Origin of the sequence: Myroides sp. LoEW2-1 (assembly GCF_009767705.1) — a bacterium.
Lineage (GTDB): Bacteria > Bacteroidota > Bacteroidia > Flavobacteriales > Flavobacteriaceae > Flavobacterium > Flavobacterium album_A.
In genome coordinates, this window is the sequence record NZ_WSPP01000372.1 from 1 (window position 1) to 3,539 (window position 3,539).

Here is a 3,539-nt window from a genome sequence, read left to right on the forward strand (position 1 = left end):
GTTTGAAAGATGTGGAGAATGTCTTTTTTACATGTCTGTTTGCATCTGTCTTGTTGACTATTTGTAGTTCTTTACAGCGTAATGGTGTTTTTAGCTATGAACTAGAAGATTATTTGCGATATTCTTATTCCTTTATTTTATTTCATTTATTGTTCACAAGTGTAATGATGATTTTGGCTCGCTTATTTTATAGTCAGTTTTATCATACTTATATTTTAGAGGTAAGAAATCAGCGAAGAATACTTATTTACGGAGCTGGTGATTCTGGTATTATAACTGTACGAGCTTTGCAATCTGATACCAAGATGCGTACTGAAATAATTGGTTTTATAGATGATAGTAAAGGGAAGATAGGTACTAGAATTTCTGGTTATAAAGTTTATAGTCCTGGAGATATTACCAAAGAGTTTATTCTGAAGAATAAGATTGATGATATTGTAATTTCAATTCAGAATATTTCGCGTCAACGTTTAAATGAAATATCTGAATGGTTAGAAACCCTTCCAGTTAGTATAAAGATAATTCCCGCTGCAAGTGATTGGCTTGAGGGTAAATATACTAATAAGCATATCAAAGAACTTAAAATTGAAGATCTATTAGGCCGTAAAAGTATAGAATTACATAATCCTATTATAGCCCAGGAAATTGATAGAAAGGTTGTGTTGATTACTGGGGCTGCGGGATCTATTGGTAGTGAGATAGCAAGGCAAGTTGCTAACTTTAATTTTAAGACTTTAATTTTAGTTGATCATGCTGAATCTGCTTTGTACGATGTTCAACAAACAATGAAATCTTGTAGATGTGAGGATATTTATTATATTGTAGCTAATATTAGAGATGAAAAGTCAATGCAAAAGCTGTTTGAATTTTATAAGCCTAATATGGTTTATCATGCAGCAGCATATAAGCATGTGCCTTTGATGGAAGCACTTCCTTATGAAGCTATACATACAAATGTAAAAGGTACAAAAGTTATAGCTGATTTATCTGTTAAGTATAAGGTAGGCAAGTTTGTTATGGTTTCCACTGATAAAGCTGTGAATCCTACAAATGTAATGGGTGCTACAAAACGTGCGGCAGAGATTTATGTATCTACTTTGGCAGGTAATGGTATAACAAATTTTATAGTAACTCGTTTTGGAAATGTCTTAGGGTCTAATGGTTCTGTTATACCTTTGTTTAAGCGACAAATTGATCAAGGAGGACCTTTAACTGTTACTCATCAAGATATTACTCGTTATTTTATGACAATTCCTGAAGCTTGTCAATTAGTTTTAGAAGCTTCAGTGATGGGTAAAGGTGGTGAGATATTTGTATTTGATATGGGACAATCAATGAAGATATTTGATCTTGCAAAGCGTATGATTCGATTAAGTGGCTTAAGTTACCCGGATGACATTGATATAAAAATTACTGGTCTTCGTCCAGGTGAGAAGATTTTTGAAGAGCTTTTAGCAAATGACGAAAATACTGTTAAAACTCATCACGATAAAATAATGATTGCTAAAGTTCGTTCTCAAGATCTATATAAGGCCAAAGGTCAAATAGAAGAATTGTGTCAGATTATATGTGATTATAATAGTGAGCTAGAGGCTTATATTTTAGTTAAGCATTTAAAAGATATTGTTCCTGAGTTTAAGTCTCAAAACTCTATATACGAGAGTCTAGATAATATAGTTGAAGAAAGTTCAGTTGTTTAATTGAATTTTTATTTTGAGTGTAATAGTTAAAGGCTGTCTATAAGACAGCCTCTTTAAATTATTTTCCAAAATACTGATTCATTAATTGCTTTGTTCTGAGTTGTTTTGTTTTTTCGAATTTGTTTTTCGCTTTGTCATTCATCGCTTTATTTGATAGACCAAGTGATCTGTTTTTGTTTATATCGTGATCAACAAATTGTAGTTTACTGCTGTAAGATGCCGTGATTTTGTTTTCTCTGTCGTCAATAGCATCGATTGTTATGGTATATGTGTCATTGTTTTTAGAAACTTTTACTTTACCAGTTTTTAGAGGAGCGTATTGATTCATATCTCCATTAAGAACGTTGTAGTACCATGTTCCCCAGTCAAGTCCAGGTTCTGAACCACCACCTTTGCCTATAAAGCCAACTTCTTCTTCCCCGATAGTAAATTCGCCAGTCGGAATATCAGTTGTCATACTTACATCTGTGTACATCGTTAAGCGTAGGTAATCTCCTGACCCTTCTATTTGCCAGTAATTTTCCGGGTAAGTTTTAAGCTTGTTGTTGAATAGAAATATATTCCAACGGTTCAACTCTTTACCTGTAATTGGTGACTTTCCTTTGTACTCTAAGTATCCAAAGTCTAATTGTTCAACTTGTTTATCACTTTTCAATGTTGTAACTGTGAACTCATCGCCTTGTCTAACATTTCCACTGTATTTACCAATGTGACGAGTACCATCTTCTAACTCTACATTGAAGCGTACTTCTTGCTTGCCATTTTTATCTAATACTTTAATACTACCATCTATGATATACAGTTCCGCCTTTATATTCTCTGCCTTGTTATTAACTTGAAGAGTAGCAACATTGTAAATTTGTTCCCCTTCTTTAAGTTCTTCTAATTCCTTTTTAGAGATAACTTTGAATGTTCCCTTTTCAAATTCGCTTGAAGATTTGAAGGTCTTGTTAGGTATTTTTGCCTCCCATGCTTTACTTGCCATTTCGTCAAAGAATGTAATTGTAATAGCATGTCCATCACCTTCTAAATCACCATATTTATCTTTTTCTCCAAAAGAGAAGAAACTTAAATATTCTCCAATCCCTGGATTGTCAAACGGGTTATCTCCCCAGTACCAACCATTTTGAAAATCGTAATTTACTTGATATACTGGTTCAATATCAATATCAGAGTTGTACTTAATGGTATAAGTTTGTTTATTGTTGTCCACTAAGTAACCTTCAATCGAATAGCTCTGATCATTGTTTTTAATGTCTAATTCTCCACTAAGTATTGTTAGCTTTTCATTTTTGTGTGTAATTGAGCTTTCTTGTGTTAGTGAATAAAGTGATTGGCTATCAGAAACCAGATACTTTTGTGAGGTTAATCTTGCATCTAATAAGTCTTTTTCTTCTACTTTGTTTGAGATTAAGTTTAAATTGACAGAGGTATCTTTTGCATCTAAAACGATATTGAATACTCCTGCTTCTTTATCTGTTTTTAAATAAGTTCCCTTGCTGTTTTCAATTGTTAAGTTAAGTGATTTGTCTTCTTCTGTTGGAACTTGAGGAGAAGAATCATCACTGCTACATGAAGTAGTCATGCTTCCTAAGCATAAGCAACTTGCCATAAAGATCAATTTTTTCATTTAGGTGTAATTTGGTTAGTTATAATTTTGTTAGTTCAAAATGTTAAAGTGAATTAACGTTTGAATGAGGCTAAAATATAAAAATATTTGATTGTTTGAAGTTTTATTGACAAAAAATGTCTTTTTTGTATTTACATATTGTTATTTTCTGTTTTTGAAATGTTAAAATATGTACTTATTGAGAATATTTGCTTTTGTTTGTTTCGACT

Annotated in this window: 2 protein-coding genes; one reads left to right on the top strand and one right to left on the bottom strand. The window is 32.2% G+C overall.

The annotated features are described in order from the left end of the window. On the top strand, positions 1 to 1,700 hold a 1,700-nt coding region (locus tag GOQ24_RS16100; protein ID WP_160340161.1), incomplete at its 5' end, for a polysaccharide biosynthesis protein. A gap of 58 nt (positions 1,701 to 1,758) precedes the next feature. On the opposite strand, the gene GOQ24_RS16105 is transcribed toward GOQ24_RS16100, so the two are convergent. After that, positions 1,759 to 3,330 (bottom strand): hypothetical protein, encoded by a 1,572-nt coding sequence (locus GOQ24_RS16105; RefSeq protein WP_155093297.1) that lies wholly within the window; start codon positions 3,328 to 3,330, stop codon positions 1,759 to 1,761. Positions 3,331 to 3,539: the final 209 nt, after the last annotated feature.